This is a genomic window from Bacillus sp. TH22 (genome assembly GCF_016651015.1).
GTDB lineage: Bacteria > Bacillota > Bacilli > Bacillales > Bacillaceae_G > Bacillus_A > Bacillus_A mycoides.
In genome coordinates this window covers 1,846,560-1,870,531 of the sequence record NZ_JAEKER010000001.1, presented here as the reverse complement: position 1 = coordinate 1,870,531, position 23,972 = coordinate 1,846,560, and the positions used below count along the sequence as shown (strand labels likewise).

Genomic DNA, 23,972 nt, shown 5'->3' with positions numbered 1-23,972 from the left:
TTTTTTTACTGTTTAACATTACGTAATCGCACTTGTTGAACGATAAAGCCTATGCATAAAATGGTGAAAATGAACAAATAAGGGATACTTGTGGCAAAACTAGGATTATGATGAAAAAACGTTGCAAGTCTGTCTTCATGTGTAATCATTTTTCCTGCTGTATAGGCGAGAACTGCTGCTCCGCAATAAATGAGAAATGGAAAGCGTTCCATGAGTATTAAAATAAGTTTGCTTCCCCAAATGATAATCGGGATAGAAATGAATAAACCGATAATTACGAGTGAAAGTCTTCCGTGAGCTGCTCCTGCAATGGCAATAACATTGTCAAACCCCATAACGAGATCCGCGAATACAATTGTACGCACAGCTTGGAATAAAGTCGTTTTTCCTTTGATAGAAGAAAGATCGTTGTTATTATCAGTGAGTAAATTGACCGCAATTAATGTAAGTAAAATTCCGCCGGTGAGTTGTAAAAATGGGATATCAAGTAAATAGACAGCTAGTATCGTGAGGAGAATTCGTAGCACAATTGCTAACATAGTACCAATCAAAATGGCTTTATTTCGTTTTGCTTCAGGTAAATTTCGGCTAGCTAGTGCGATGACAATTGCGTTATCGCCACCTAGTACAACATCGATACCGACAATCATTAGTACAGATGTTAAAAACTCTAAGTCCATTCGTCTGCCTCCATTTATGATGTTTTAATAAGCGAAATATATGTATGTGGTGAAGAAAGTTTGTCTAGTTTTGATCCCGCGCTCCCAGGGACAAAATAATCACCTCTAATAGAAGTTTCACTTTATTACAGTGTACGAGGGAATATGGGAATGTATGTCCAAATTTTTTGCGAACAGTGAATTGGTATAATGGTATATTTATTCCGATTGGTGCGAGCTAATAATCAGTGGAGGATGAAAAAAATACTGATTATTGTTTCACTTTATGTAAAAAGTCGAATACAGATAGGTATATAACTATTTTTGTAAAATAAATCGATTTTATTTCCCTTCTGGAGAATCTTATCATAAAATGAGAGTACAAGAATCTATTGTTTTGTCATATGAGTGGGGAATCCCTTCATAACAATTCTAAGCAGGAAGGGAGCGTTGTATTTTGGATATTGAAAGAATTAATGACCATACGATGAAATTTTTTATTACGTACATTGATATAGAGGACAGAGGGTTTAATCGTGAAGAAATTTGGTATGATCGCGAACGAAGTGAAGAGCTCTTTTGGGAGATGATGGACGAAGCTCGTGATCATGATGATTTCTTTATCGATGGGCCGTTATGGATCCAAGTGCAAGCAGTCGATAAAGGGATTGAAGTACTTGTAACGAAAGCGGAGCTTTCAAAGGATGGACAAAAGCTGGAGCTACCAATAGGTGTAGACAAAATTATAGACATTCCTCTAGATGAAGGCATCGAATCATTATTCCAGCAAGAATTAGTGGAAGAGGTAGAAGAACAAGTAGGAACAAACTTTAATGAAGATGGTACGTTTGGCTTTTTAATTAAGTTTAATGATTTTGAAGATGTTATTTCATTAAGTCATCGTCTTATCTTTGAAGATATAAAAGATGAATTACATTCATTTGAGGACCGATATTATGTATATGTGGAATTCGATGAAGTGCTACATGATGAAGAAGAAATTGATCGTATTTTAAGTATTGTTTTAGAATATGGAGAAGAATCTACTTTAACGATTCACCGTGTAAGTGAGTATGGGAAACAGGTTGTGAAAGAGCGTGCGCTTGAGACAATTCGCAACAATTTCCCTCCTAAAATGTAGGCCGATTTCTATAGTATGAAATCGGCTTTTTTTATGAAGAATAGGAAGGCTTTCTTAGTAAGGAGGTAAGAGATGAAAAACACGTTAAAACTACTTTTCTTTTTTCTACTATTGTTCGCATTATTTGTTTCATTACGCATGTTTATTGATGTAGCATTTTATTCGGATGTCATTGGGATAAAGGATGTTTCTATTTTAGGTATTATTAGTATTTTATTTACGGTTTCCGCATTTTTAATTGGATGTGTTATTTTCTTAGAAAACCGCCATCCGTCTAAAACACTTACGTGGTTAATCGTACTAGGTATTTTTCCGGTGTTCGGTTTCTTTGCTTATCTTTTATTTGGACAAAATTTTCGTAGAAAAAGAATGTTCCAAAAGAAGGCATTACTCGATGAACAGGCGTTTTTACAATATAAGGGACACGAAGATTACGAAGAACGGATTTTACGAAATCATAAGCATCAAGAATTGTTATTTCGTTTAGCAGATCGACTAGGTGCTTTAAATATTTCATTTCAAACTGAAACGAGGACATTAACAAATGGAGACGAAACGTTTCAGGCAATTTTAGATGGGTTAAATCGAGCGAAACACCACATTCATATGGAGTATTACATTGTGCGTGATGACAAGCTCGGTACAGAAATTAAAGATATTTTAATAAAAAAATCAAAAGAAGGCGTTGTCGTTCGTTTTTTATACGACGCGGTTGGAAGCTTTAAATTATCAAATTCGTATATTGAAGAATTGAATGATGCAGGAGTAGAAATGATTCCATTTTTCCCTGTGCGCTTTCCAATTTTAAACGATAAAATTAATTATCGAAACCACCGAAAAATCGTTATTATAGATGGAAATGAAGGGTTTGTAGGTGGATTAAATATTGGTGATGAGTATTTAGGGAAGGATAAATATTTCGGTTTTTGGCGAGACACGCATTTATATTTACGCGGTGAAGCAGTTCAAAGTTTACAGCTAATTTTCCTTCAAGACTGGTTTTATATGACTGGTGAGGCGGTATTAGCACCTGAATATTTACAAGCGGAAGCAGTTGAGGGTGATCATTGGGGCGGAGTCCAACTTGTTGGAGGTGGACCGGATAATAAATGGGAAACAATTAAACATTTATATTTTGCAATGATTGCTTCAGCTAGGAAATCGATTTGGATTGCAACACCATACTTTATCCCAGATGATGATATTTTATCTGCATTAAAAGTAGCTGCACTTGCTGGTATTGATGTTCGTTTGTTAATGCCAAGTAAGCCAGATAAGCGGACTGTCTTTTATGCATCAAGATCGTACTTTCCGGAGTTATTAGATGCAGGAGTAAAAATATATGAATATGAAAAAGGTTTTCTTCATAGTAAAGTTGTCATCGTGGATTCTGATCTCGCATCAATTGGGACAGCTAATATGGATATGAGAAGTTTTCATTTAAACTTTGAAGTAAATGCCTTTTTATATGATACAGGTAGCATTCGAAAGCTCGTTCAAGATTTTAAAGACGATTTAGAAGAATCCAGTGAAATTCATGTTGACCGATTTCATAAGAGACGTCTTCATAGGCGGATTGTTGAATCGACGTATCGGTTATTATCACCTTTATTATAGAAAGAGATGTCCTAATTTAGGACATCTCTTTTTTTGAGAGGAATTTGTAGTAAATTGTAGAATACAAGAAGTTGAAAGGGTGTGATGGTGGATGTTTATTGCAAGGAGAGAAAACGGAGAGAAAATTCATCTATTATATAACCGGGATGAAGAACGTTTACGCGAAATGCGTAAACGAGAAAAATTCTTTTGTACAGCTTGCGGAAAAGAAGTGCAAATGAAATTAGGAACACAAAAGAGCTGGCATTTTGCTCATAAGAAAGTGGATTCATGTCTTACCTTTTATGAAGCAGAATCTATGTATCATATGCACGGTAAAGAATTGTTATATAGATGGCTGAAACGTCAAAATTTTCATGTGGATATAGAGCATTACCTTCCAAAAATCCAGCAAAGACCAGATGTTTTCGTAGAGAGAGCAGGTAGGGAAATTGCGATTGAATATCAATGCACCAATCTCTCCATAGAACAGCTTTCTAAACGAACATACTCGTATTGGCAAGCTGGTATACAGGTCATCTGGATCATTGGTGGAAATCAATTAAAAAAGCAATCTGCATATTGGATGAAATTTTCCTCACTTCTGGCTTTCTCCTTACAATCTTATCCTCAGCCATTTCTTATTTTCTTCTGTCCGAAACAAAAATCGTTTATGAAATGCGCATTTATCACTCCGTTTTCTACAAATGTATCTTTCTCACATACTATTTATTTACCAACTGATACGACTACTGTTGACATGCTCTTTTCCTCTGTTCCTTTCCAAAAAGAGGTATTAGGACAAGAATGGAAGAGAAAAAAGAACCATTTTCGGCAAAATGCTCTATCTATCTGGAATTATAATCATAAGTCACTACTCCGCCTCTTATATCAATATAAATGTACCCCAGCGAGCTTTCCTTCTGAAATCGGTGTTCCGCTCCCATCTGCGTTTGCTTTTCAAACAAATCCATTTACATGGCAAGCTTTTCTATACATGAAGTGTATAGGTGAGCTTGCGGTAGGGAATTGTATTTCCCTTCAATATGTGTGTAGTTATGTAAAAAAAAATACGAAAATGCGCTTACTTCCGTACTTTTCACGACATATATGGAAAGTAGCGGTTACTGAATATATGACTTTTTTATGTTTTGTAGGCGTGTTGCATAAAGTAGGGACTTATACGTACCGAAAAATGAGGAATATAGTTATGTTACAGGCGGAGGAGGAAGTTAGGAAATATGATGAGATTTGCCTAACTTATGCGCTATCTCTATTTGAGACAAAGTTCAACATGAGAGAAGAAAAAGGGGATATAATAAAGAATGAACGTGAAGGAATTACATAAGAAAAACAGAATTGTACTTAAGTAGAGATATTTAAAGGAGGGCTTACAGAATGTCTGAACAAAATAAAGCAAAAACATTACCAGATCGCAATGAGATTGAAGAAGCAAGCACATGGCGATTAGAAGATATTTTCCAAACAGATGCAGAATGGGAAAAAGAATTCCAAGCTATTAAAGAGCTATTGCCAAAGTTAACTGAATTTAAAGGGAAGCTTGGCGACTCTGCAGACAATTTGCTTGAGGCATTGCAATATGAAGATGAAATTTCAATGCGATTAGGTAAGCTATATACATATGCACATATGCGTTACGATCAAGATACAACAAACTCTGTGTATCAAGCACTGAATGATCGCGCAACAAATTTATACTCACAAGTATCTAGTAGCACAGCGTATATCGTACCTGAAATTTTATCTATTTCAGAAGATACATTGCAAACATTCTTACAAGAAAATCGAGAACTAAGTGTATATGAGCATGCAGTAGAAGAAATTACACGTCAACGCCCGCACGTATTATCTGAGGCAGAGGAAGCGTTATTAGCAGAAGCATCTGAAGTGATGAGTGCATCAAGTAATACATTCGGTATGTTGAATAATGCGGATTTGAAATTCCCATCTATTAAGGGTGAGGATGGAGAAGAGGTAGAAATAACACATGGCCGTTACATTCAGTTTTTAGAAAGTGATGATCGTCGTGTTCGCGAAGATGCATTCAAAGCTGTATTTGAAACGTATGGGAAATTTAAGAACACATTTGCAAGTACGTTAAGCGGGGCAGTGAAACGTAATAATTTCAATGCACGTATTCGTAAATATGACTCTGCTCGCCAAGCAGCATTAAGCAATAATAATATTCCTGAAGCAGTATACGATCAACTCGTTGAAACGGTAAATGACAACTTACATTTATTACACCGTTACATTGATATTCGTAAGCGTGCACTAGGACTTGATGAGCTTCATATGTACGATTTATATACACCACTTGTACAAGAAGTGAAAATGAATGTGAAGTATGAAGAAGCGCAAGACCTGTTATTAAAATCTTTAAACGTACTTGGTGATGAATATGTTGAAATTTTAAAAGAAGCATATGAAAATCGCTGGGTAGATGTGTACGAGAATAAAGGCAAACGAAGCGGAGCATATTCATCTGGTGCATACGGAACAAATCCGTATATTTTAATGAACTGGCATGATAATGTAAATAATTTATATACACTTGCTCATGAGTTTGGTCATTCGGTGCATAGTTATTACACAAGAAAGACACAGCCACACGTATACGGTGATTATTCAATCTTCGTTGCAGAGGTAGCATCAACTTGTAATGAAGCGCTTCTAAATGATTATTTATTAAAAACGACAGAAGATAAAAAAGAGCGTCTATATTTATTAAATCATTATTTAGAAGGATTCCGTGGTACTGTATTCCGTCAAACAATGTTTGCAGAGTTCGAGCATATCATTCATAAAAAAGTACAAGAAGGACATGCGGTTACGCCAGATATGTTAACGGAGATTTACTACGATTTAAATAAGAAATATTTCGGGGATGCTTTAGTAATCGATAAAGAAATCGGTTTAGAATGGTCTCGTATTCCGCACTTCTATTACAACTATTACGTATATCAATACGCAACAGGATTTAGTGCAGCGACAGCTTTATCTAAACAAATTTTAGAAGAAGGGCAACCAGCAGTAGAACGTTACATTAACGAATTCTTAAAAGCGGGAAGCTCCGATTATCCAATTGAAGTGTTGAAAAAAGCAGGAGTTGATATGGCATCTCCTGAACCAGTGAAAGAGGCACTTCAAGTATTTGAAGAGAAATTAAATGAATTAGAAGCGTTATTATTTGAAGAAAAGTAATGAGAAAAGACGAGGGGTTTTATCCTCGTCTTTTTTGTTTGAAAATGTATTTTGTCGATATTTGTCGATAAAATAAGGAGGGTTTCCTTACTTTTTCTAAATTAGAAGGCAGTTTTACAGTTGATTTTTGTAATTAAAATCCTTTAAATCGTTTTCTATAGTTGAAATAAGAGACAGCGATGACGATAACTCCGAATAAAAGAGGAAAGGCAATAATTTTAGGGAAAGCTTGTAATAGAGAGAGGATATACAAGAAAAAAGAAACAATAACACATAGAAAGATAAGAAAAATATGAGATTTTTTCATAAGGAAACCTCCTAAATTGCTTTTTTTATAGCTTATTCAAGAATGAAAACGTTTAGAATGTGACAAAAATGTGAAATTCGACAAAAGGGGTTGTCATTTGGCGTCGAATCTTGTAATATAATAAGCGTGAACGAATTCACATACAAACATATACCCCTTTGTTTGAACGTGAAAATTTCTCCCATCCCCTTTAATATTTTTATAAGCCGTAAAGAAAAAGACCTGGTGTTTACACCAGGTCTTTTTCTTTTGCTATCCATTTCCAATAACGCTCGCACTTCACTTCAATCATTTGTACTTTTCGTTTTAGTTGTAATTTTTTTAGTTCGCGCTCTATTTCTTGCTGAGGGCAGTCATATATAAATGAGATTTCCTTTGAAGAAATAAATTGTGTTGCTTCTAGTAATACTTCTAAAGGAGGTAATGGTTCTGGTTCAATTTCGCATTTTACCAGTTCTTTTAATAGCTGTACGTATACATCATAGGAATAAATCCCTGTGATTTTAATACCTTCCTCATCTGAATTTGCATGAAAAAATAGGAGGGAAGGTATTTCTGTAATATGCATCTCATTTGTGAATTTTAGGTCGCATTGGAAAGCTTTTTTTGCGCTAACTGAGTGTAGGTCTTTTTTAAATTCCTCTACATCAATGCCACTATCTTTAGCACATGTAAGCAATAATTCACAGTCAGGGTTTGATACATTTTCAAGAAAAATGTATTCTTGGAGTTTTCGCAAAAACTTCGAACCTGCTTTTCGGCCTTGCAACTCCGCCGCCTTAATTGCCATCGAAACTAAATACGGTGTTGACGACGCCTCTTGCATATGTACTTTTCCATCACATGAAAAACCTTGTAAACTAGTTGTCTTTTCCCACACAAATCGAATATTAGCAGGTTTATTCCATTTGTGTGAGGAAGCGTTTGCCCCGTCCACTTTTCCTGTTACTATATGACGAATAGAGAAGTATTTCCCATACTCAAGCCATAGTTTAATAATAAATGGCTCGATATCCCAGCAATCTTTACAAAGTGGATCAATAAATAAATATGCTTCTACAGATTTATGCTCGCATGTGGAAGGAGAAGGCATATTTATATGCTTTGCTTCCTGCTTATCCATTACACTTCACCTGTTTCATTTGGAGTATTGACCATATGTTGAGCAGTTAATGCTAAACGTTCAAAAACAAACTCTCTTATATGACCGTGCACTCCTGTATCATCCATTGCTTGCTCCATACATGACAGCCAAGCTTCTGCGCGTTTTGGAGTAATCTCAAACGGAAGATGGCGTGCTCTTAGCATAGGATGCCCATGTTCTTCAGTGTATAAATTAGGACCACCTAAATATTGTGTTAAAAATTGTTTCTGCTTCCTAGCAGTTTCTGTTAAATCATCCGGGAAGATCGGAGATAAGTCAGGGTGTTCACTGACATAGGAATAAAATGTATCCACTAATGTTGCAATGCATTGTTCACCGCCGATTGCTTCAAATGGTGTCATCGGTTGCTTGCTCATCCTTTATAAACCCCTTTTTCCATGAAATGTATGTCTATTGTAGCAATGGAATGTTATGAAGAGCAACTAAACAGCCTTCATAACATTCTTTGCTTATTCTATATGTTGCTAATAAATCTTTTACTTTTCAAAAAGGTGAAACATAGCCACCAGTAAATCACTTCTGCACTGATGGAAATTTTACTTTAGCGCTCTTCGTTTTGTTTGGCAAGGAAAAAGCGTTTTACTTTGTTGTTTGTATGACGAACTGGTACGTTATGTTGCTTTAATAACCTTATAAATGCTGCTTTACCGGTCTTTTCATCTTGCACTTCGTATTCAATTTCATAATCATCGTGATTGTAATAGAAACTATGATCAAAGACAAGCGTTCCGCCTTCAAATAATATTTCAGCTCTTTCTGTTGTTAAACTACCCATATAAGTTAAAGAGGAAACGGGAATTTGTAATTTGTGTAGCTGATCCATTACAGTTCCTTGAATGATTGTGTTTGTTTCCATCATAAGTTGTGCTTCTTTTTCTGTTACAGACTGATGAGTTTCTAATAAACCAATTTCAGCAGGTTGTTTTAATGTTAATGTATAAGTTCCATCTTTATGACGAATACGAAGTGCAGAGCCCGTATCTTTTAAAGAGAAGTGAGGCGTTTCAAAGTAGTGATTTACTTGTTTTGTAAATGCTTCAATAGAAAAAGATTTGCATAATGTTTGGAATTCTTTCTCTGTAACCATATTTTTAAATTCAATTTCAATTTCTTGTGTCATTGTATGCGCTCCTTTTGAAAAATAATTCTTTCCACATTATCGCTTTTTCGCAAATTTGGTTCAATGTTTTATTTGTTTGCGTCCATGTTATGATACAATAATACTGTTAAGTAAGACAGGAAGTTGAGATGGAGGAGTTCGAGTATGCAAAATAAAATTCAAGTTAAGAGCGTAGAAACGAGAGAGAATGCGCTTATTTTTTGTGCGGAAAATACTGAAATAGAGGTAAAGGAGTTAAGTGCGCGTAATCACGTACTTGTAGACTCAGACAATTTATCATTTTTATATATCTTAGAAAATGAATCATCTTTCATTTATGTAAGTATTCCGCATACATGCTGGGAAGCAGTGCATGAAGCGATGAATAAAGATACAGCGATGTTTATTCGCGTGAATGATGTTGAAATAGAATTAGAAGGATTAAAAGAAGAAGTAGAATATTTAGTTGAAAATATTGAAGGTAATGCAAATTACGGAGAAGAACTAGTAACTGCTGTAGAAAAAGTGTTTCTATAAGCAAATGGATTGATTTTGGTGGTGGTTGAAATGAATCGTAATTGGGAAGAATTTTTAGCACCGTATCACCAAGCGGTGGCGGAGCTGAAAGTGAAACTAAAAGGAATGCGTACTCAATTTGCAATGTTAACGGAGCATTCTCCAATTGAGTTTGTAACAGGAAGGGTAAAGTCGGTTGCAAGTATTATTGATAAAGCGGAGAAGAGAAATGTACCGCTAGACCGAATTAGAGAAGATATGCAGGACATCGCGGGCCTTCGAATGATGTGTCAATTCGTAGATGAGATTAAGCCTGTTGTAGAATATCTTCGAAAACGAAATGATTTTGACATTGTAGAAGAACGTGATTATGTAACGCAAAAGAAAGATAGCGGCTATCGCTCTTACCACGTTGTCATTAGTTATCCTGTTCAAACGATACAGGGGGAGAAAAAAGTGTTAGTTGAAATTCAAATTCGCACGTTAGCAATGAATTTTTGGGCAACGATTGAGCATTCTTTAAATTACAAATATAGTGGACGTTTTCCTGAAGATATTAAAATACGCTTACAACGTGCAGCGGAAGCGGCGTTTTTATTAGATGAAGAAATGTCTTCCATTCGTCTTGAAATTCAAGAAGCGCAAAAGGTCTTTTCACGAAAGCAGGAAACGAAAGATTCTGAATCATAAACTAAAGGGTGTTGGGCGATGAAATTTACAATTATGTCAAAGGGAGATCAATCATCAGATACACTAGCAAGTACGATGAAAGAATACTTGTTAGATTTTGGGTTTACAATGGATGAAAAGGAACCTGATATTGTAATTTCTGTTGGGGGAGATGGAACGCTTTTATATGCATTCCATCGTTACTATAATCGATTAGATGAAACCGCATTTGTTGGTGTACATACAGGGCATTTAGGTTTCTATGCAGATTGGTTACCGACGGAAGTAGAGAAGTTGGTGATTGCAATCGCTAAAACACCGTTCCAAGTGGTTGAATATCCACTTTTAGAAGTGATTATTCGCTATGTGAATGGTAGTAAAGAGTCGCAGTATTTGGCGATGAATGAAGCGACTGTAAAAAGTGCAGAAGGTACATTAGTAACAGAAGTGGAAATACGCGGAGAGTATTTCGAAACGTTTCGCGGAGATGGTCTTTGTATTTCTACTCCTTCAGGAAGTACCGCGTATAATAAGGCGCTTGGCGGAGCAATTATTCACCCTTCTATTGAAGCGATTCAAATTGCAGAAATGGCATCTATCAACAATCGTGTATTTCGTACGGTAGGTTCGCCGCTCGTACTGCCGAAGCATCATACATGCGTTTTAAAGCCCGCTGCAGGAATGAACATGCAAATTACCGTGGATCATTTGACGATGGTTCATCAAGATGTGAAATCAATTCAGTATCGCGTTGCAAACGAGAAAGTACGATTTGTTCGTTTCCGTCCGTTCCCATTCTGGAAACGTGTTCGTGACTCGTTTGTTGCAGATAAATAGAGAGGGTTTATATATTTGAACAGATTTACATTGAAATGGGATATAGGGCTGGCTGAAGAGGGAACTTTAGTTAGAGAATTTTTGAAAACAAAAGGGATTTCGAAAGCTGCTTTAACGGATATAAAGTTCCGCGGGGGAGCAATTGAAGTAAACGGTCAACACACAAGTGTTCGTCACAAGTTACAAGCTGGTGAAGAGTTACAAATCTTTTTTCCAGTGGAGGAAAGAAGTGAAGGGATGGAAGTGGAAGAGATCCCTTTATGTATCGTATATGAAGATGATGCGGTTCTTGTTATAAATAAAGAAGCAAATATGTCGACGATTCCGTCTAGGGAGCACCCGTCAGGAAGTATTGCAAACGCTCTTTTATATCATTATGATAAACAAAATCTTGCAAGTACGGTGCACATTGTGACGAGGTTAGACCGTGATACTTCAGGGCTTATGTTAATTGCGAAAAATAGATTCGTTCACCACCTTTTATCGAAGCAGCATCAACAAAAAGGGGTGAAACGAACGTATGAGGCAATCGTTCATGGGACTATTTTAGAAGAAGTAGGAACGATTGACGCGCCAATCGGACGAAAAGCGGATAGTATTATCGAGCGAACTATTTGTGAAGATGGTCAAAGAGCTGTTACTCATTTTAGAGTGATGGAGAGTTCTTCCGATAAGACGCATGTAGCGCTTGAGCTCGAGACGGGAAGAACACATCAAATTCGTGTACATATGACATATATAGGACATCCGCTACTTGGGGATGATCTATACGGTGGCCGAAGAGATGTGATAAAACGTCAAGCGCTGCATAGTACATCTTTGACGTTTTATCACCCTATCTTAGAAAAGGGAATGACTTTTACCGTAAGTATCCCAGAGGATATGCAATACGCTTTACATAACAATTAAAAGGGAACAAAATTCTTATCATAAAAAGAATTTTGTTCCCTTTTTTTAGCGAAATAATATTAAAATTTGATTTTCACCAGTACGTTTTATAACGAAAAAGCCACTTTCAGCTTTTGTGGCAATGCCGTCATCATTTGGACGACAATATCCGTGTGCTTCGCAAGTGCCGTCATCACGTACTAACATTTGTCCAATTAATCCGACAGGAAGCCACTCAGTACGGTCTCTTCTTGATATATACTTACAAGCTGGATCCCATTCTGTATTTAAAAGGGGTTGTATTTCTTGTTTGTTAGTACGTGTATATTGACGTTTTCCGAAGCTGTCTGTTTCATAGCGTTTTTGCCAACTTAAAGCACCGCTATTTCCTATGAGAGCAGGAGTAGCGCTGGATATGCCTAATATGAATGTATCATTTGAAGTAGCTTTTCGAATTTTTTCTTCGCTACTAAATGTAATGAAATAGCCGATATCAATAGGGCTATGATCTGCTGCCTCAAACATTTGTGCAAAATCAGTACCACCTGCATTGTAAGAAGCACCATCGATATACATTTCTCCGTTATGGGCAAGCCATTTGGCACCTATATTATAATCAGTGTCATTTGTCCCATTTGCGATAAACCAGGAATAAGCTTCTTCTGCTGTACCAAATTTCCCCATAATATGGCTGCCTGCAAAATTAGCTGTTGATGTATGATTTCCTTCCGCATGAGATGAGAATCCGTTAGCGATAGTTGCGGTTCCTTCTGCATGTGCTGCTTCGCCCAAAGCAATTGCATGTTTTCCTTCTGCATGAGAATAAGAGCCGCCTGCTGTCGTTTCACTTCCTTCGCTATGCGAACTATGTCCAGTTGCCTTTGTTTTTGTCCCTTCTGCATGAGAAAAGGGACCCGTTGCATGTGTAAGAAGCCCTTCTGCATGTGAAGCGATTCCATCAGCTTTAGAGTGAAGTCCTTCTTTATATGCGTGACGAGCTCCTTTGTTATTTTCTTTTTTTATAGGTGTAGGTACAGGAGCCTGAATAGGCGCGGATCTTTCTATTTGTACATCGTTGCCCGAGATTAATGCTTCTTTTATTTTTTTTACTTGATTTATAATAGTAGCTGGAATTTCTGGTTGTACTTTTTCCTTGATTGCTGCAGGAATGTTTTCTTCTATATTTTCTTGTATCTTTTCCGAATTAAGCACAGGTTCATCATTATTAGAAGCGAGCTTCTTTTTTTGTTTTGCTTTTATTTTCCTGCTATCTATAATTCGCCTCATAACTGCATTTTCTAAAGAGATATATTTTTCTCTCGGTTTGCTTTTTTTTGATGACTCTTGTTCTTCTATTTCTTCTATAGCTGCAGCTCGAATACTGCACCAGTTGTTAATTCCATACATGGGATGGTATAAAGGGTGGAATTTTCTTTTTTGTTTAGAAGATTTTTTCTTCATTCCGTCACCTCCTGCGACAGTATATGCCGTGCAATTAAAAAAAGATGCACTTTATTGCATCTTTTTTTAATTGCTTTATCTAGTTTTAGTGTGGAATATGTCTAGAAAACACCATGATCCTCTGCAAATCGTGAATTGTATTAAGTAGAGGTATTTATCCCGATTGGTGCGGGCTAATAATCAGTGGGGGATGAACAAAACTCCCACTGATTAAAGTTTCACTTTATGAAATTGGGCGGAACTTTTCAGGGACAAAAGGTAGGGAAGAAGGGACAGAAACGGTCTCCAACTCAGGGTAACGTAGTCCAGTTAGTTTACCACCAAATACAGCACCAGTATCAATATTGACTGTATGATTCACAAAGCGGGGTTCATTGACAGGTGTATGTCCATAAACAATCCATGTTTCACCCTTATACTCTTTCGCCCAATCTCGGCGGACAGGTGAGCCGTCAGGGTGTTTTTCGCCTGTAATATCACCATATAATACAAAGGTTTGTACTTTTTTATCTTGTCTTCCTATGTAATCTTGCCGAATACCAGCGTGACAGACGGTTAATTTTTTTTCATCCAGTATGTGATATAGCGGTGATTGTTCGTAAAGAGTAATGAATTTTTCTTTTATTATTTGTTGCTTATTAGAAGGCAATGCTTCATATTCTGCAACAGTTGTTTCGAGCCCATGAGCGATTGTAACATTACGTCCAAGGAAGAAACGATACAGTTTATTACAGTGATTCCCTGGAGCATAATAAGCATCTTTTCTATTTATTACGAGCTCCCATACAATTTCAATCATCCGTAATGAATGAGGACCTCGGTCTGTAATATCACCAACGAATGCAAGCCTTCGTTTTGCGTTATGAATTGGGATACCACTATCCCAGCTATACCCTAGTTTCGTTGTTAAATCTTGAAACTCTTGGAAGCATCCGTGAATATCACCTATAATGTCATATTTCATATTTAAACCTCCAGCTCATTTTTTCATTAGTATATCTAAAATGGACATAGAAAAAAACCATACCGTTTTTCGATATGGTTCATTTAAACATAAAGATTTTAGTTCTTGAGCGTACGTTTAAAATAAATCCAATAGCAACCATATATGTGAGCAGTGAACTCCCGCCGTAGCTCATAAGCGGTAACGTTATTCCTGTAATAGGGAGTAAACCAATTGTCATCCCAATATTTTGGAATACTTGGAACGTAAACATTCCAATTGTACCAGCGCAAATATAACTACCGAAAGGTTCATTGCTTTCTAAAGCGATATGGATCATTCGGTAAATGAGTAAGAAAAAAAATGAAATAATAACACTTGCTCCTAAAAAACCGAATTGTTCAGCGATATTTGTAAAAATAAAATCTGTATGTGGCTCTGGAAAATATACTTGTCTATTTTCCCATCCTTTTCCTTGCATTTCTCCTGATCCAGTAGCTAAAAATGCTTGTCTTAATTGGTATCCTTGTGCGTCATATTCATAAGGTGCAAGCCAACCATAGAAGCGATTTAATTGATATTCTTTTAGAATGTGCTCTTTAAAGAACTCTGTATGCGTGAAATAAATATATGTTAAGGTAGAGCCTATGGCGAAAATACCGGAGGTTAATCCGAGGATAAAGCGCCAACGTATACCAGAAACTAAAACCATTGTTGCAAGCATCGCTGAAATGACCATTGTGTTTCCTAAATCAGGTTCTTTTGCGATTAGAAGTAGTGGAGGTAAACTAGCTGCAAATATTTTTAAAAGTAAAATGAAATCTTCACGAGTTGTCCGAAAAAGGTATTTTTCATTATGATTCGCTATAATTCGTCCAACGACGATAATCAAAAATAATTTCATAATTTCAGAAGGCTGAAAGTTTCCGATGCCTGGAAGTCTGTACCACGCGGTAGCCCCTTTAATTGTAACGGCGCCAGGAACTTGAAGTTCTAGGCCAATTAGAAGTATGAGTGCAAAGCTATATAAATACCAAGCAATTTGTTTATAGCGATCGAAATCAATAACCATAATAACACCAATGGCGATAAATCCAATGGCATACCATTGGATTTGTTTTAATACAAAATTTACGTTTTGTAAAAATGGTGGTAAAGAAGCTTGTGCACTTGCGATAGCAAAGCAGCTAACAATCCCAATGGCAAATAAAATGAATATTAATATGTAGTCTATTTGATATTGAGTGTTCGGATCTTTCACTGTATGAATTCCTTTCTACTGCTCTCTATATTAGTGGGTTTTAGTTGGTGCATCACATAATTTAAAAAGAATGTATGAACTATACGCATTATTCACGTAAAGCTCACACATTTTATGTTCGCAGAATAGACTAATGATGTAGCTCTTTTATAATTATGTCCAAACAATGGGAAAGACGTACATGTGCATCTGGAATGAGGTTTGGTAGCTGGCTATAATATTCTAAGGAACCTTTACACCATTTATAAGCGCTAATTAGACCTAGTCTATAATCTGTATTATCTTGTAAAAATCCGTATTCTTTTGAAGTTATAACGAGGTGCGTAAAATCCTCAGATCCTTCAAGGAGCTTGCTGTGTATTTGTTGCCCAGTATGGTAGCGAAATTGGCTTAAAGGTTCGGATATGTATACTGCGTCTCCTTTAGAAAGTAAGGAAATCCATGATGCCATATCGACACTACAAGAATAGTGCCTTCCTTTTAGCGTGCCGAAAGGTTCAGTGAGTAACTGTTTTCTAAACAGAATAGTTGTAGGCTCACCGATAATGTTATGTCCACCTTTTAACATCCAGTCGCCTAAAAATATTCCGTTTAATTGAATGTCTTCGCTATATAATCTTTGTGTTGGATGAGCATCTCCAATTAAATTCCCGTGATCATCAATACGTACTCGATAAGAAGTTATAAGAGCGAGATTTTTATTTGTGTCTTGCTCAAAATAAGCCATCATTTTTTGTATTTTATGATTATAAAACACATCATCGTCCATTAAAAAATTTATATACTCCCCATTAGATTTCTCTAAGAGCATAAGATCGTTATGAAATTGTCCTAAAGTAGTGGTATTTCGAATGTATGTTATGTTTTTATAATTAGGTAAATACTGTTCATTTATTAAGATTTCTGTTTCATCATTTGTACTATCGTCTCCTATAATAATTTCAATGTTTGGGTAAGTTTGTGCTAATGCACTTTCTAGAGCAATTTTGAAATAATGTGGTCGATTATAAGTGGGAATAAGGATGGAAACGAGAGGTAACTTTTTTTTATTATTCATACGAAACTACCTTTCAGAAGCTTTTTTTGTAAGAACGATATCTTGATAACTTGTATACTCATTTCTGCCGCACCATAAACCATAATGCGGTTTATTAATTACCTCTAAGCCATGTTTATTTAATAAGATGCGGATATCTTTTTCAGGATAGGCAACTGCGAAATTAGGAATATCTTTATTCACAACATAACAATTTTCAATTTGATGATAAAAACCTAATGTACTTAGCCCTGAATTTAAGTAATAGGATGATTCAGGGGTAATGAGAAAGAAGGTAATAAAACATCTCCCATCTTTTTTTAGAACACGTACAATCTCAGATACGTAATGTTCTAATTCTTTCGGAAGGAGATGGGTAAATACAGAAGTTAAAAAAATAAAATCGAATGAATCGTCTTCATATGGAAATTTGTATTGAGAAGCATCTTCTTTTCCTTCTGGGTTGTAGAATTGATTATATATATCAACGTGTTCAAAATGGAAATTGCTACGGGTAGTTGAAATATTATTTTTGCACCATGTAATGCCATCTTTAAATAAATCAAATCCATAATAAGCCCCATCATCGCTTAAGTAATTCATTAATGGAACCGCCATTCGACCGACACCACAACCTACATCTAACACTGTTTCATTGGATTTTAAACTACCAATTTGAATAAAATGCTTTATGAATTCTTTTCCAACCTTGTGAAAGTCGCCACCTACATATTGGACGAGTTCGGGAGGTGGGATTAATGCGATTTTTTTTTCAAGCTCGCTCATAATGTCACTCCTTCCTTGTAGTAAATAGGGAACCAACATTTTTAACATGCAGCTAACATTTTAGAGTGGGAGGGGAAATGATATTAGAACTGTTGCGATATGTAAAAAGCTCCCTAGAACAACTGGAAATAGTAATGGGAGCTTTTGTTTTTATTTATCATGCTATTGGCGAAGGCTAATAATTAGTGTGAGATGGAGAAACTCTAACTGAATAAAGTTTCGCCCTATTCTTTTCGCCAATAAACCCCGAATACATCAATTTTAGTAATAGGAGCTTTTAAGTTTCTTTGATTTCTAAAGTCTGTCACGGCCTCTGCACAAGCTGGTAGTCCATAGTCATCAATAATAATATAGCCGCCCTTAGAAACTTTATCGTATAAGTTCACGAGACCATCCATTGTGGATTCATACATATCACCGTCAAGGCGTGCAATTGCAATTTTTTCTATTGGTGCTGTTGGTAAAGTATCTTTAAACCAGCCTTTTAAAAATTTTACTTGATCATTTAATAAATCATATTTTCTAAAATTCTCTTGTACTTGTTCTAAAGAAACGCGTAAGTAATCGAAAGAGTGTAAATAATCTCCGTAATCTTTCGGATATTGTTCTAAATTCGGTGTTGGCAAACCTTCAAATGAATCTGCAACCCACACATTACGATTAGTAATGTTATTTGCCTGTAAAAAACCATTCATAAAAATGCATGATCCCCCGCGCCACACACCTGTTTCAATAAAATCACCTTCTATATTTTCACGGACAACTGTTTCTAATGCTTCATGTAATTGATTCATGCGTTTCCGGCCAATCATACTGTGTGCTGCTCTTGGCCAATCCATTCCACCTTGACGTTCGCTTTTTGACACACTTGGTTTAACAATTTTTAAGTTATGGTTTTCAGCATATTGCTTAATGAATAAAGGGAGTGGTACGGTAACTGGTTCGAATGGAAGTCCCTTAGAAATATGTAATGAAGCAGGTAAATATGGCTCATACTCTAGCCATATTTCAAATAAAATTGTTTTCTTTAACAACTCGAGATAAAGCTGAACAGCAAATTTATTTTCCATATTTGTGCCTCCTGCAAAATGTCATACAACAATATGATTATGTAGATAGTGAAAGTTTCATGCTTGAATTCATAATTGAAAAAGCAGTAAAACTAATATCAGTTTTACTGCTAAGTAAAAAATTAAGCGATTTTTTCAATAATAATGGATGCACTTGTACCAAGAGCTAGAGATAATCCAAGTCCTGTAACAACAGCTTCAACCATTGATGGCGTTATTGTAATTTGTGTAATTGCCTGGATAACGAGAGGCGCTCCAAGTGAGATTAAACTTGTTCCAGCGCCAGGTATATTACCGCCGTTCACTTGAATTGCAAGGCTACCTAATATACTTACTGCTGCAGTATATGCGATAACAGTAATTTTATAGAATCCAGTTTCACTTATGATGAAAGTATCAGCGTCTAATTGAGAAATTGCTGTACCAAACTGAGATCCAACCGTGTTAAACGGTACAGGATCATTAATTCCAAGAGCTAAAGAAACTGTAGCAGAGTTAAATGCATACAATCCTGCTGGAAGTCCTAATCCAGATGGCCCAGTAGGCCCAGTCGGCCCAGTCGGTCCAGTCGGTCCAGTCGGTCCAGTCGCACCAGTCGCACCAGTGTCTCCAGTAGGCCCAGTCGGTCCAGTAGCGCCAGTGTCTCCAGTAGGCCCAGTCGGTCCAGTAGCGCCAGTGTCTCCAGTAGGCCCAGTCGGTCCAGTAGCGCCAGTGTCTCCAGTAGGCCCAGTCGGTCCAGTAGCGCCAGTGTCTCCAGTAGGCCCAGTCGGTCCAGTAGCGCCAGTGTCTCCAGTAGGCCCAGTCGGTCCAGTAGGTCCAGTCGGTCCAGTAGGCCCAGTCGGTCCAGTCGGTCCAGTAGGCCCAGTCGGTCCAGTAGGCCCAGTCGGTCCAGTAGGCCCAGTCGGTACGGTAGGTCCAGTCGGTCCAGTCGGTCCAGTCGGCCCAGTAGGCCCGGTTGGAAGTGTAAACGGTGGTATTGGTGGTAAAGTTGGACCTACAAGATTAGGATCAAATGCACTAGCTGATAAGAATTCATCAGGATTTAAGCCATCTGAATAATTATTATTTGACATAAATTCACCTCCATAAAGCTTTCATTATATAGTAGATGCAAAATCGCAAGAAAATGACACGGACATTTGAATTATTAAAAAGAAATCTTAAATAGCTTGAACAAGTTAAAAAAATGGAAAGTTTATTGTATGTATAACATATGATTGAGTTGGAAGAGGGTGATTATGTTGAACAAGCAAGGAATTACAATTAGTCTATGTATGATTGTTCGCGATGAGGAAAATACAATAGATCGATGTTTGGACGCAGTAGAAAAAATTGTTGATGAAATTATTGTAGTTGATACAGGATCCACTGATCGAACGAAGGAAATTGTAGCAAAATACACTTCTAACATACACGATTTTCCGTGGATTGATGATTTTGCGGCAGCTAGAAATTTTGCGTTTTCAAAAGCAACGCAAGAATATATATTATGGTTAGATGCGGATGATGTGTTATTAGAGGAAGCTCAAGAATCACTGAAAACATTAAAACGAGAGTTAGATGGTAAAGTTGACGCTGTTTCTATGCCTTATTATCTTGTAATGGATTCTAATGGGAAACCTTTATATTGCACAAGAAGATATCGACTTGTAAAGCGTGAAAAACAATTTCAATGGTTTGGAAAGGTGCATGAGTATTTAGCTGTTTCTGGTGAGATTTACAATAGTAATGTCGCCATTACACATAAAAAAGAAAAAGAAATAACGAATCGTAATTTAAAAATTTTTCAGAATGCTGTAGCAGCTGGAGAAGAATTAAGCCCGAGAGATTTATTTTATTACGGTAATGAATCTATGGATAATCAAAAATACGACGATGCGGTTCTTCTGTATGAAACATTTCTTAATCAAGAGGAAGGATGGCATGAAGAGAAAATTTATGCATGTGGTAAGTTAGGAGATTGTTATGCGAAGTTAGGAGACTGGGAGAAGGCAGTTGAAACTTGTACGAAGTCGTTTCGTTATGGTATTCCTAGAGGAGAGAATTGTACAAGAATAGGATATATATATATGGAACAACAAAAGTATAATGAAGCGATATTTTGGTTTAAGCTAGCAACTGAAGTGCCGCTAGCAGAGGATAGTCCTTTTCACAGTCCGGCTAGTTATACGTGGATTCCATATTTACAAATGTGTATTTGTTATAGCAGATTAGGAGATCAAGATAAAGCTTATTATTATAATGAATTGGCAGCTTCTTATGTTCCGAATAATGCTGCGATTGAATATAACCGTAAATATTTTAGAGGCATCTATGATAAACAATATAAAATGTAATTTGTTCTATTTTTAGGAAATGACTTGTCGCTATTCTAATGATAGTAGAATGGCTATATATTAGAGTATCGGTAATGCAACCAATAGAGATGGCATCCTTTGTAGAATATCTTTTGTTTATATTTCAAATTCAATTTGCATAAGGAGTGTGTGAAATGAATCGGGAGAAAAGTTCTTTATACGAAGAAAAATCTGAACATTATTATAATGCGATAAATCCTAATTTATTCAAGCATATAAAAAAGGAATGGCAAGAGGTTCTTGATATTGGTTGCTCGAGCGGTGCATTAGGAGCGGCTATAAAAGAAAATGGAGCACGTGTATCAGGAATTGAGGCGTTCCCAGAGGCTGCCGAAAAAGCGAAAGAAAAACTAGATCATGTTATTTTAGGTGATATAGAAACAATGGATCTTCCTTATGAGAAGGAACAATTTGATTGTGTCATATTCGGGGATGTATTAGAGCATTTATTTGATCCGTGGGCTGTCATAAAGAAAGTAAAGCCATATATAAAAGAAAATGGTGTGATTTTAGCTAGCATACCAAACGTTGCGCACATTTCAGTATTAGCTCCCTTACTCGCTGGAAATTGGACGTATACAGAATATGGCTTATTAGATAAAACGCATATTCGTTTCTTTACTTTTAATGAAATGCTAAGAATGTTTTTAAAAGCAGGATATTCTATTAGTAAAGTAGATCGTGTATATGTTGATCATAAAATATATGAGCCACTTATTGAAGAGTTATATGGAATTTGTAAAAAGTATCGTCTTGGAAGTGGCTTCATGGCTGAGACAGTTGTATTTCAATATATTATTGAAGCAGAAAAATCACAATTATGAGCGCTGCAGAAAAAACAATACTATTTGTTACATGTATAAATGATCGGAAATTGTATGCACAATGTGCGCGACATATATTGAAATTGGCAGTACCTCCTGGGTATACTATACAATTTATGCCGATTCGAAATGCAAAAAGTATGACGAGCGGATACAATCAAGCCATTTCACATCCAGCGAAGTATAAAGTGTATTTACACCAAGATGTCTTTATTATAAATGGAGCCTTTCTATACGGATTAATTCAATTATTTGAGGAGCATGAACATCTTGGGATGATTGGGATGGTTGGATCCCAATATGTTCCTCCAAATGGTGTATGGAACGAAGGGCGTGGGATTGTCGGGAAAGTCATTGGTTATATGAACGATTTGTTTTATATGGCAAGTTTAGAGCAACCATTTCATGAATCCAAAACGTTTATTCCTGTGGAATGTATTGACGGTTTATTGATGGCGACACAATATGATATTCCGTGGCGAGAGGACTTATTTGATGGGTTTGATTTTTATGATGTATCCCAATCTTTTGAATTTAAAAAAGCTGGGTATACAGTCGGTGTCCCTGTGCAGCGTGATGCTTGGTGTATTCATTATCATTTCGATGTAAATATGACGAACTATGAAAAGTATAGAAAAGTATTTGTAGAGAACTATATGTCAGATGTGAATAAGGAAGAATAGAGGGCTACAAAATGAAAGATCATACAATATTAGTCGTTGTTTGTGTAAATAATGAAGAGCTTTTCGAGCGATGCGAAAGGCAAATAAGAAACATTGTTGTTCCCCCTGGCTATGTAGTGCAAATTTTTCCGATACGAGATGCGAAAAGTATGGCAAGTGCGTACAATCGAGCACTTTCATATCCGGCGAAATATAAAGTATATATACATCAAGATACTTACCTTATTAATCGTGATATGTTTTGTACCCTCATTTCTCTTTTTAAAGAAAATGAAAAGCTTGGTTTAATTGGAGTAGCTGGTGCTCAGTTTTTACCGAGTAACGGGATATGGTGGGAAGGGAAAAATTTAGTAGGGAAAGTGATTGAGTACAGAAGACAGAATTATCAATTATTAAATTTGGATCAGGGGTTTTATGGAAATCAATCTTTTATGTCAGTGCAAGCAATCGATGGTTTACTCATGGCAACGCAGTATGATATTCCGTGGCGAGAGGATTTGTTTCAAGGATTCCATTTCTATGATGTGTCACAGTCTTTAGAATTTCAAAAGGCTGGATATTTAATTGGTATCCCTAATCAAGCAAATCTATGGTGTATTCATTACAACGGAGATGAGTTTGATGCGGATACATATGAGAAATACCGGGAAATTTTTGTGGAACATTATAAAGAGGTGCTATCTCCATCATAAGGGAGAGATGAAGGATGAAAGGGATTATTTTAGCAGGCGGGACAGGATCGAGATTATATCCAATAACGAAAGTAACGAATAAACATTTACTTCCCGTTGGGCGGTATCCGATGATTTATCATGCGGTATATAAGCTGAAGCGATGCGGGATTACAGATATTATGATTATTACAGGTAAAGAGCATATGGGAGATGTTGTGAGCTTTCTAGGAAGTGGTCAAGAGTTTGGTGTATCCTTTACGTATCGTGTGCAGGATAAGGCGGGTGGGATTGCGCAGGCGCTAGGACTTTGTGAAGATTTCGTAGGAAATGATCGGATGGTAGTTATATTAGGAGATAATATCTTTTCAGATGATATTTGCCCGTATGTTAAAGAGTTTGCAAGTCAAAAAGAAGGGGCTAAAGTGCTGCTTCAATCTGTAGAAGATCCCGAGCGATTTGGTGTAGCGCATATTAAAGGCCGAAAAATAATTGAAATTGAAGAAAAGCCGAATGAGCCGAAAAGTTCTTATGCTGTTACGGGAATTTATTTGTATGATTCGAAAGTCTTTTCTTATATAAAAGAATTAAAACCTTCCGCAAGAGGGGAACTTGAAATTACAGATATAAATAATTGGTATTTAAAACGAGGAGTACTTACTTATAATGAAATGAGTGGCTGGTGGACTGATGCGGGAACGCATGCTTCTCTTCAAAGAGCGAATACGTTAGCGCGGGATATAAACTTTGGGAAACAGTTTAATGGAGAATAGGTGAA

At 36.5% G+C, this 23,972-nt stretch carries 25 protein-coding genes; 13 read left to right on the top strand and 12 right to left on the bottom strand.

Going from position 1 to position 23,972, the window contains the following annotated elements; translation table 11 throughout:
* Positions 1-5: 5 nt before the first annotated feature.
* Positions 6-680 carry a TerC family protein gene (locus JFU18_RS09475; RefSeq protein ID WP_002011349.1) on the bottom strand — a complete coding sequence of 225 codons (675 nt, stop codon included), beginning with the start codon at positions 678-680 and terminating at the stop codon, positions 6-8.
* 436 nt (positions 681-1,116) lie between these two features.
* Between JFU18_RS09475 and mecA the strand changes: the two genes are divergently transcribed.
* From mecA to pepF, 4 genes are all read left to right on the top strand, one after another.
* The gene (gene mecA / locus JFU18_RS09470; RefSeq protein WP_002011351.1) at positions 1,117-1,800 is read left to right on the top strand and encodes an adaptor protein MecA; all 684 of its coding nucleotides are present in this window, start codon (positions 1,117-1,119) and stop codon (positions 1,798-1,800) included.
* Positions 1,801-1,872: 72 nt separating this feature from the next.
* Positions 1,873-3,417 (top strand): cardiolipin synthase, encoded by a 1,545-nt coding sequence (locus tag JFU18_RS09465; protein ID WP_002064255.1) that lies wholly within the window; start codon positions 1,873-1,875, stop codon positions 3,415-3,417.
* 91 nt (positions 3,418-3,508) lie between these two features.
* Positions 3,509-4,744, top strand: coding sequence for a competence protein CoiA (locus JFU18_RS09460; protein ID WP_201034856.1), 1,236 nt, complete (start codon positions 3,509-3,511; stop codon positions 4,742-4,744).
* A gap of 50 nt (positions 4,745-4,794) precedes the next feature.
* A complete protein-coding gene (gene pepF, locus JFU18_RS09455) occupies positions 4,795-6,621 on the top strand; it encodes an oligoendopeptidase F (RefSeq protein ID WP_201034857.1) in 1,827 nt (608 codons plus the stop codon).
* A gap of 133 nt (positions 6,622-6,754) precedes the next feature.
* On the opposite strand, the gene JFU18_RS09450 is transcribed toward pepF, so the two are convergent.
* The 4 genes from JFU18_RS09450 to JFU18_RS09435 form a co-directional block, all read right to left on the bottom strand.
* Positions 6,755-6,928, bottom strand: a complete 174-nt coding sequence (locus JFU18_RS09450) for a hypothetical protein (protein WP_000748141.1) — start codon at positions 6,926-6,928, stop codon at positions 6,755-6,757.
* Positions 6,929-7,157: 229 nt separating this feature from the next.
* Entirely contained in the window at positions 7,158-8,051 is an 894-nt protein-coding gene (locus JFU18_RS09445) for a ClpXP adapter SpxH family protein (protein WP_002011359.1), read from the bottom strand.
* Positions 8,051-8,449, bottom strand: a complete 399-nt coding sequence (locus JFU18_RS09440) for a globin domain-containing protein (protein ID WP_000043388.1) — start codon at positions 8,447-8,449, stop codon at positions 8,051-8,053. Before JFU18_RS09440 ends, JFU18_RS09445 begins: the two co-directional genes overlap by 1 nt.
* Positions 8,450-8,634: 185 nt before the next feature.
* The gene (locus JFU18_RS09435) at positions 8,635-9,213 is read right to left on the bottom strand and encodes a CYTH domain-containing protein (protein WP_201032683.1); all 579 of its coding nucleotides are present in this window, start codon (positions 9,211-9,213) and stop codon (positions 8,635-8,637) included.
* Positions 9,214-9,357: 144 nt separating this feature from the next.
* Here JFU18_RS09435 and JFU18_RS09430 point away from each other — a divergent pair, with 144 nt between their 5' ends.
* From JFU18_RS09430 to JFU18_RS09415, 4 genes are read left to right on the top strand one after another with little or no spacing between them, the layout of a single operon-like run.
* Positions 9,358-9,729: a UPF0738 family protein gene (locus JFU18_RS09430; protein WP_002030390.1), complete on the top strand. Its 372-nt coding sequence runs from the start codon at positions 9,358-9,360 to the stop codon at positions 9,727-9,729.
* A gap of 30 nt (positions 9,730-9,759) precedes the next feature.
* Positions 9,760-10,398 (top strand): GTP diphosphokinase, encoded by a 639-nt coding sequence (gene yjbM / locus JFU18_RS09425; RefSeq protein WP_002125951.1) that lies wholly within the window; start codon positions 9,760-9,762, stop codon positions 10,396-10,398.
* Between the two features lie 18 nt (positions 10,399-10,416).
* Positions 10,417-11,214: an NAD kinase gene (locus JFU18_RS09420; RefSeq protein WP_002011365.1), complete on the top strand. Its 798-nt coding sequence runs from the start codon at positions 10,417-10,419 to the stop codon at positions 11,212-11,214.
* 15 nt (positions 11,215-11,229) lie between these two features.
* The gene (locus JFU18_RS09415) at positions 11,230-12,123 is read left to right on the top strand and encodes an RluA family pseudouridine synthase (protein WP_201034858.1); all 894 of its coding nucleotides are present in this window, start codon (positions 11,230-11,232) and stop codon (positions 12,121-12,123) included.
* A 45-nt stretch (positions 12,124-12,168) separates the two neighbouring features.
* Here JFU18_RS09415 and JFU18_RS09410 read toward each other — a convergent pair whose 3' ends face one another.
* The 7 genes from JFU18_RS09410 to JFU18_RS09380 form a co-directional block, all read right to left on the bottom strand.
* Entirely contained in the window at positions 12,169-13,563 is a 1,395-nt protein-coding gene (locus tag JFU18_RS09410; RefSeq protein ID WP_201034859.1) for a peptidase G2 autoproteolytic cleavage domain-containing protein, read from the bottom strand.
* 223 nt (positions 13,564-13,786) lie between these two features.
* Positions 13,787-14,527, bottom strand: a complete 741-nt coding sequence (prpE, locus tag JFU18_RS09405) for a bis(5'-nucleosyl)-tetraphosphatase PrpE (RefSeq protein ID WP_016093071.1) — start codon at positions 14,525-14,527, stop codon at positions 13,787-13,789.
* Between the two features lie 79 nt (positions 14,528-14,606).
* Positions 14,607-15,767, bottom strand: coding sequence for an FtsW/RodA/SpoVE family cell cycle protein (locus tag JFU18_RS09400; RefSeq protein WP_002030401.1), 1,161 nt, complete (start codon positions 15,765-15,767; stop codon positions 14,607-14,609).
* Between the two features lie 130 nt (positions 15,768-15,897).
* Positions 15,898-16,824: a glycosyltransferase family 2 protein gene (locus JFU18_RS09395; protein WP_193652795.1), complete on the bottom strand. Its 927-nt coding sequence runs from the start codon at positions 16,822-16,824 to the stop codon at positions 15,898-15,900.
* Between the two features lie 6 nt (positions 16,825-16,830).
* Positions 16,831-17,589: a class I SAM-dependent methyltransferase gene (locus JFU18_RS09390; RefSeq protein ID WP_201034860.1), complete on the bottom strand. Its 759-nt coding sequence runs from the start codon at positions 17,587-17,589 to the stop codon at positions 16,831-16,833.
* A gap of 224 nt (positions 17,590-17,813) precedes the next feature.
* The gene (locus JFU18_RS09385) at positions 17,814-18,659 is read right to left on the bottom strand and encodes a TylF/MycF family methyltransferase (RefSeq protein ID WP_201050301.1); all 846 of its coding nucleotides are present in this window, start codon (positions 18,657-18,659) and stop codon (positions 17,814-17,816) included.
* Positions 18,660-18,781: 122 nt separating this feature from the next.
* Positions 18,782-19,732: a BclA C-terminal domain-containing protein gene (locus JFU18_RS09380; RefSeq protein ID WP_201034861.1), complete on the bottom strand. Its 951-nt coding sequence runs from the start codon at positions 19,730-19,732 to the stop codon at positions 18,782-18,784.
* A gap of 165 nt (positions 19,733-19,897) precedes the next feature.
* Between JFU18_RS09380 and JFU18_RS09375 the strand changes: the two genes are divergently transcribed.
* From JFU18_RS09375 to JFU18_RS09355, 5 genes are all read left to right on the top strand, one after another.
* Complete coding sequence (locus tag JFU18_RS09375; RefSeq protein ID WP_002140850.1) at positions 19,898-20,995, top strand: tetratricopeptide repeat-containing glycosyltransferase family 2 protein; 1,098 nt, start codon at positions 19,898-19,900, stop codon at positions 20,993-20,995.
* Positions 20,996-21,150: 155 nt separating this feature from the next.
* The gene (locus JFU18_RS09370; protein ID WP_002125965.1) at positions 21,151-21,840 is read left to right on the top strand and encodes a class I SAM-dependent methyltransferase; all 690 of its coding nucleotides are present in this window, start codon (positions 21,151-21,153) and stop codon (positions 21,838-21,840) included.
* Positions 21,837-22,523, top strand: a complete 687-nt coding sequence (locus JFU18_RS09365) for a glycosyltransferase family protein (protein WP_002140852.1) — start codon at positions 21,837-21,839, stop codon at positions 22,521-22,523. Before JFU18_RS09370 ends, JFU18_RS09365 begins: the two co-directional genes overlap by 4 nt.
* 11 nt (positions 22,524-22,534) lie before the next feature.
* A complete protein-coding gene (locus JFU18_RS09360; protein ID WP_201034862.1) occupies positions 22,535-23,215 on the top strand; it encodes a glycosyltransferase family protein in 681 nt (226 codons plus the stop codon).
* Between the two features lie 14 nt (positions 23,216-23,229).
* Positions 23,230-23,967: a sugar phosphate nucleotidyltransferase gene (locus JFU18_RS09355; RefSeq protein WP_085309764.1), complete on the top strand. Its 738-nt coding sequence runs from the start codon at positions 23,230-23,232 to the stop codon at positions 23,965-23,967.
* Positions 23,968-23,972: the final 5 nt, after the last annotated feature.